Here is a 5,046-nt window from a genome sequence, read left to right on the forward strand (position 1 = left end):
GCTAGGAATCCAGCCGCTTAAGCTAGGAATCCAGCCGCTTAAGCTAGTTTACTAGTCAGGCTTTCTAGCCTATTGACTAGGCATGGGAAAAACAACGCAAGTAGCTGCTGACCGCGCCTATGATCAGACTAAAACTGTGCTGCCTGCTGAGGTAGCGCAGGGTGTATATATGCAAAATGCGCCGGGTCTTGCGGCGCTCAAACTGATGCATCTGATGATAGGTACGGCAGGTGGCCGCATGGCTGACGATGTTCAGCATACGTTAACTCTCTCTGACATCCGTAAGATTGACGGCATGGACAATCATACCCGCGCATCAATCACCCCGCTTTTTGCGGAATTGGCCGCAGCCGTTTTGATCCACGACGACACCGAAAAAAAACGTGTCAGAATTGGTGGGATGGTTGATGATGCGGAGATTGATTATCGCGAAGAAAGTACGTCAGGGCACTTGATTGTGTCTTGGTATTTTGGGCGCACTTTTCGACGTATGGCGCAGGATTCAAATCACTGGGCAATCCTCGATCGGCAGGCGGTGTTCCATCTGGGTAGTAAATATTCAGTGCTGCTTTTTCAGCACATTGCCAGCCTGCAAAATCTTAAACACAAGACGAGTAAACGGTTCACTGTGAGCGAACTTCGGGCTGTGTTTGGGATACCCGAAGGGAAGCTAACAAGGTTCTCAAACTTTAATACGTGGGCCATCAAGGCGGCTGTGGATGAGATAAACAGTGACCTTACACGGCTGCACTTAACGGTAAAATATCACAAGATTGGCCGGACAGTGGCCGAGGTTGAAATAGCTTGGGAGGTCAAAGCAGACCTGAAAAAAGTGAAAGATGAACTGGATCGCCCAAAGGTAGGCCGAAAAGTGCGGCGGGATGGCACAGCGGAAACGCCTGTGATGATTTTCCCTGACTCTGGAAGCGTGAAGAATACCCAGCCTTGGGACCGGATCGCACGGGACAATGCGCCGCGCATCGACGGGCGGCATGTGCCAGACCTGCGCAAGCTGGCTGATACGTTCCGCAAGTGGTGCGGTGAGAAGTCGATCCCGTTGGATGGTTCTTCTATCGAAAAAACTTTCGCGACATGGTGCAAGAGCTATTCAGCGCGATAGACCGTTCAACAAACGGTGGTTTTTGCAGATGACAGAAGCGGATGCGTTTTGTCGAACGCATCCGTGCCGGAAGCCTCTGCATGATCGGTGCTGGCCTGCCATCGACAGTCCGGAGCATACGGTCCACACGGGGACGATGGAAGAAGCCCCAGCACTCAAGCCCTCTCCTCCCAAAGTTTCAGCAAAAGCGGTCTGCGGGTTCCAAGTTGACCCAACGTTGGCGACATTTTTTTACAGTTAAGAAAAGCCCCCGTGTTAGAAACACTCCGAATTAGAAAGGCACGATATGACTGAAGATAAACCTACCAGTCCCGAAATTGAAAAGACCCTTGAACCCGAAGTTGAAAAAGCTGGGGAGATCATCCAAAATTCAGACGAAATTATCACAGCAATGATCGCTTCTTGTGTGAAAAACACTATTTCAGGGGAAGCGATCATCTCATATCTTGTTGTAAAGCTCGGGGTTAAGGCAGACAGAGCCGCATCACTTTATAAACAGGTGTATAATGCTGGGGACCCATTCTCAAAAAATTAGGCAGGGGCTACTTCCGCCTCTCATGGAATTCTACGCATAAGCAGATATTCAAGAGTTCAACAAAGGGTATTCATTTTAGGGTGGCAGCTGACATTTCTTCAATCCGCCACATAGCGGATTTCTGGGGCCTTACGCAGTAGGGGAACTGTGGTCGGACGTGTTCCGCCAGCGGATCAGCCGCAAGAGGCTCGGCAGGGGGTGTGGTCGGGTTTCAGACCATTTGTTTCGGCCATAGCCACCAAGACTTCACAAACATGAACTGTCTTATCGGTGTTTTAACGACCAGAAGTAGAATCCCGATTGATAAAAGGCACCAGATCGCAGCCACTTCATTGGGGTCATTGGTCAGTAACATGGCCAATCGCGGTCCGACCAGAAAGTGATACACGGTCAGTCGCCAAGATCCATACATGAGGGGCATCACGAATGCCGCGAAGAAGTAGCTGGGATAGATACTCAGGAAAGATGCCCAAGAATCGACAGTGATGAAGTTCAGAATCCCGTTGGTCGGTATCTCCCAAGCGATATGCCAGTCTCCGGAAACGGAGCATAGTCGCTCGGCACAGAGTATTTTGCCCAGCGGACATGACCCTGCCCATTCAAACGGGTAAAGCTGCAAAAGCATGATGACTGCCGAAATGAAACAGATTGTATAAACCGGCCATTGAATTTTCTCACGCACGTGGCTCGGTATAAAATACATCGCCAGCATATTGATGAAGAAGGGCTGGAACGTGATGTGCAAATAACTCAAGAGAGTGGCAACTTGGTTAGAAGGCAGTGAGCACTGATCAATGACCGAATAAGTAAAAGCCTGCAAAAGCTCCATTAAGGAGAAATAACCCAAGGCGATCCATAACGGCGCTGGTTCTTTCTTGTAAGCTGCGTAAGCAGTTGTTCCTAAACCGACAACTGCCAATGCAGTTGACGCTTCACCGCTCCAACACATAAATTTCTCTCTCTTGATACGAAAGTATGACTAACGACTCTGCAACTTGAATGCCAGATGGCCCTATCCGTTATTCAGGTCCGATCAAAAACGCTCCTTTTTGGAACATACTCAAAACACCCCGATTGACGCTGCCAAAAACCCCGTTCAAAACCCAACCAGTTGTTGAACGTTTTTGGAAGGGTCATATCAGTGATCATCGGCTACGCGCGTGTCTCTACAGAAGATCAGCATCTTGATGCCCAGACCTCTGCCCTTGAGGCGATTGGCGCTGATCGCATCTTTGCGGAAAAAGTCTCTGGCACCAAAAAATCCCGCCCTGAGCTAGACCGCATGATCGAGCAGTTGCGGGACGGTGACGTGGTTGTCGTAACCAAGTATGACCGTCTTAGCCGATCCCTACAGGACCTCTTGAGCATCGTTGAGGCGGTCGGCGCACAGGGCGCGGGCTTCCGGTCCTTGGCTGAGGACATCGACACCACAACACCAGCAGGACGGCTGGTCTTTCATGTGTTCGCTTCCATCGCCCAGTTCGAGCGCGAGCGGATATCCGAGAGGACCAAAGAAGGTCTTGCCGCCGCCCGCAAGCGGGGCCGCATCGGGGGCAGACCCACTGCCCTGTCGCCAGAGCGCAGCGCGGAGGTTGCGCGTATGCGTGACAAGGAGGGCCGTGGCATCGCGGAGCTGGCGCGTCTGTTCGAGGTCAGTCCAAACACTATCAGGCGGGCTTGAAGGAGGGCTACTCTGATTTGCCGAATACTCGCGCCCACAATCCTTGACGGGGCCTCCCCTGCCCCGCGTCAGTGAGCAAGGCCTGCCCTTTTTTAGCTACTCCCCGCCATTCGTCGCGTTCTTCTTTGAATTCGTCTGCCCGTTCGAGTGCCGCTTTAAGTTCAGCTCGTAAGGTTGCGATTTCAATATCTTTTTCGGTGTAGCGATCACCTGTATCAGTCTGTAGCACGCTACGGTTTTGATGTAGTGTATCGCTTGTATCGCCTTTATCAGAAATTTTCAGGTCGCCATACACTCGCAACAGTTCGGACGTATCCAAACTTGGCTTTCCATCTTTACCAATAACCTTGGAAACCTTACCATTTTTGATGTGTCGCAGCAACGTAGACCGAGCGACGCCCACCCGTCTTGCCGCCTCCGATATTGTAACTTGTGTCATGTAGCAACTGCCTGTCTCATAGTGATCTATGATGTAGTGTAGCGATCTATATCACTACAGACAATCTCTCCATAAACCCTCAACAACTGTTTGGGTTTTGAACAGTGTTTGTGGTGGCGTAAAACAGGGCAGGGGGCGCGCGTTCCAAAAAGGAGGGTTTTTGGCGCGATCCTAAGATCGGTAGTGCGGACTTTCGTGCCATTCGCTGCGGACGCGAAAGTCTGGATGGTGCTGCCGCAGCAGCATCCGTTGAGGAGGTCGGGGACTTGGCCAAAACCGACAATTTCGACCAATATACTCGCTCCAGATACAAAATCTTGCCGACGACAAAATAGGTCATTTAAGCTGACCCAATATTCGGTTAGGCGTCGTTTTCCAGATCGAGGATTCCGCTCATGCTGTTCCAACTCGCCTATGTAAGTTTGTCACGGTTAAAGTTAGACGAAACCACTTTGTCTGACATCTTAGAAGCTTCTCAGCGAAACAATGCCAGAGACGAGATCACCGGCATTCTAATGTACCATGATGATATGTTTTTCCAAGTGCTGGAGGGTGATCGGTCCGCAGTTGAAAACTGCTATTACGAGCGGATTAGCCATGACCCTCGTCACGAAAGCTTATCACTCATGTGGACTGATGCGGTCAAGAGTCGAACATTTTCGGACTGGGCGATGGGGTATGTGGGACCAGATGAAATTGGCCAATACACACAGAACAGCTTTCAGTCCTTGTCCTGTCTAAAGAGCGACGAAGCTGTGGCCGCGAATACCAACGGGATAGCATTGGAACTTGCCCGATTGATGTTCTTGGATTTCAAAAAGCGCGTTTGATCGAGGAAATTTGACCGGACAGGCTACTTAGGTGGCATCGCTTATCACGCATGCCTGTAGGCTGGCACCGGCAAAACTTTTCTCGGTCCCGCTCGGTAGTTTGGGCTCAAAGCGGCCCTTCGCTGCGCTTGCATCACTGCCCCAGAAACCACCGTTTTTGAGCGGCCCTCGAAATCTCAACATCACACGAATGGCAGAATACCTGATGTGACTTCACATTTTCCGCATTGCTGCCGCGCATTCGCCATTGTTTCCACCTTAACTATGGCGATAGCTATTGGCTGGCGCTTGAGCGCCAGCATCGGGGCAGCACCATGGCAAAGACCTATACGTTTGAAGCGCTCGGCTTGCTGCATTGCGGCGTGGATGAGAGCATCCTCAACATCGTCACCTTGGCCTCCCGCGTCCTTGATGCGCCGATCTCTTATGTCTCGGTGCTCG

Annotated in this window: 6 protein-coding genes; 4 read left to right on the forward strand and 2 right to left on the reverse strand. The window is 51.1% G+C overall.

Annotated elements, in window-relative coordinates:
* Nucleotides 1–82 precede the first annotated feature (82 nt).
* On the forward strand, nt 83–1,120 hold the full coding sequence (locus tag BM174_RS20465; RefSeq protein ID WP_093925638.1) for a replication initiation protein: 1,038 nt from the start codon (nt 83–85) through the stop codon (nt 1,118–1,120).
* Between the two features lie 286 nt (nt 1,121–1,406).
* Nucleotides 1,407–1,655, forward strand: a complete 249-nt coding sequence (locus tag BM174_RS20470) for a hypothetical protein (protein ID WP_093925639.1) — start codon at nt 1,407–1,409, stop codon at nt 1,653–1,655.
* 211 nt (nt 1,656–1,866) lie between these two features.
* Here the strand turns inward: BM174_RS20470 and BM174_RS20475 are convergent, their stop codons facing one another.
* Nucleotides 1,867–2,604: a DUF5765 domain-containing protein gene (locus tag BM174_RS20475; RefSeq protein ID WP_177209568.1), complete on the reverse strand. Its 738-nt coding sequence runs from the start codon at nt 2,602–2,604 to the stop codon at nt 1,867–1,869.
* A 192-nt stretch (nt 2,605–2,796) separates the two neighbouring features.
* Between BM174_RS20475 and BM174_RS20480 the strand changes: the two genes are divergently transcribed.
* A complete protein-coding gene (locus tag BM174_RS20480) occupies nt 2,797–3,336 on the forward strand; it encodes a recombinase family protein (RefSeq protein WP_093925641.1) in 540 nt (179 codons plus the stop codon).
* A gap of 7 nt (nt 3,337–3,343) precedes the next feature.
* On the opposite strand, the gene BM174_RS20485 is transcribed toward BM174_RS20480, so the two are convergent.
* A complete protein-coding gene (locus tag BM174_RS20485; protein WP_093925642.1) occupies nt 3,344–3,775 on the reverse strand; it encodes a hypothetical protein in 432 nt (143 codons plus the stop codon).
* 395 nt (nt 3,776–4,170) lie between these two features.
* Between BM174_RS20485 and BM174_RS20490 the strand changes: the two genes are divergently transcribed.
* Nucleotides 4,171–4,605, forward strand: a complete 435-nt coding sequence (locus BM174_RS20490; protein WP_015063193.1) for a BLUF domain-containing protein — start codon at nt 4,171–4,173, stop codon at nt 4,603–4,605.
* The last annotated feature ends 441 nt before the right edge of the window (nt 4,606–5,046 follow it).

Source organism: Sulfitobacter brevis (assembly GCF_900112755.1).
In the GTDB taxonomy this organism is placed as follows: domain Bacteria; phylum Pseudomonadota; class Alphaproteobacteria; order Rhodobacterales; family Rhodobacteraceae; genus Sulfitobacter; species Sulfitobacter brevis.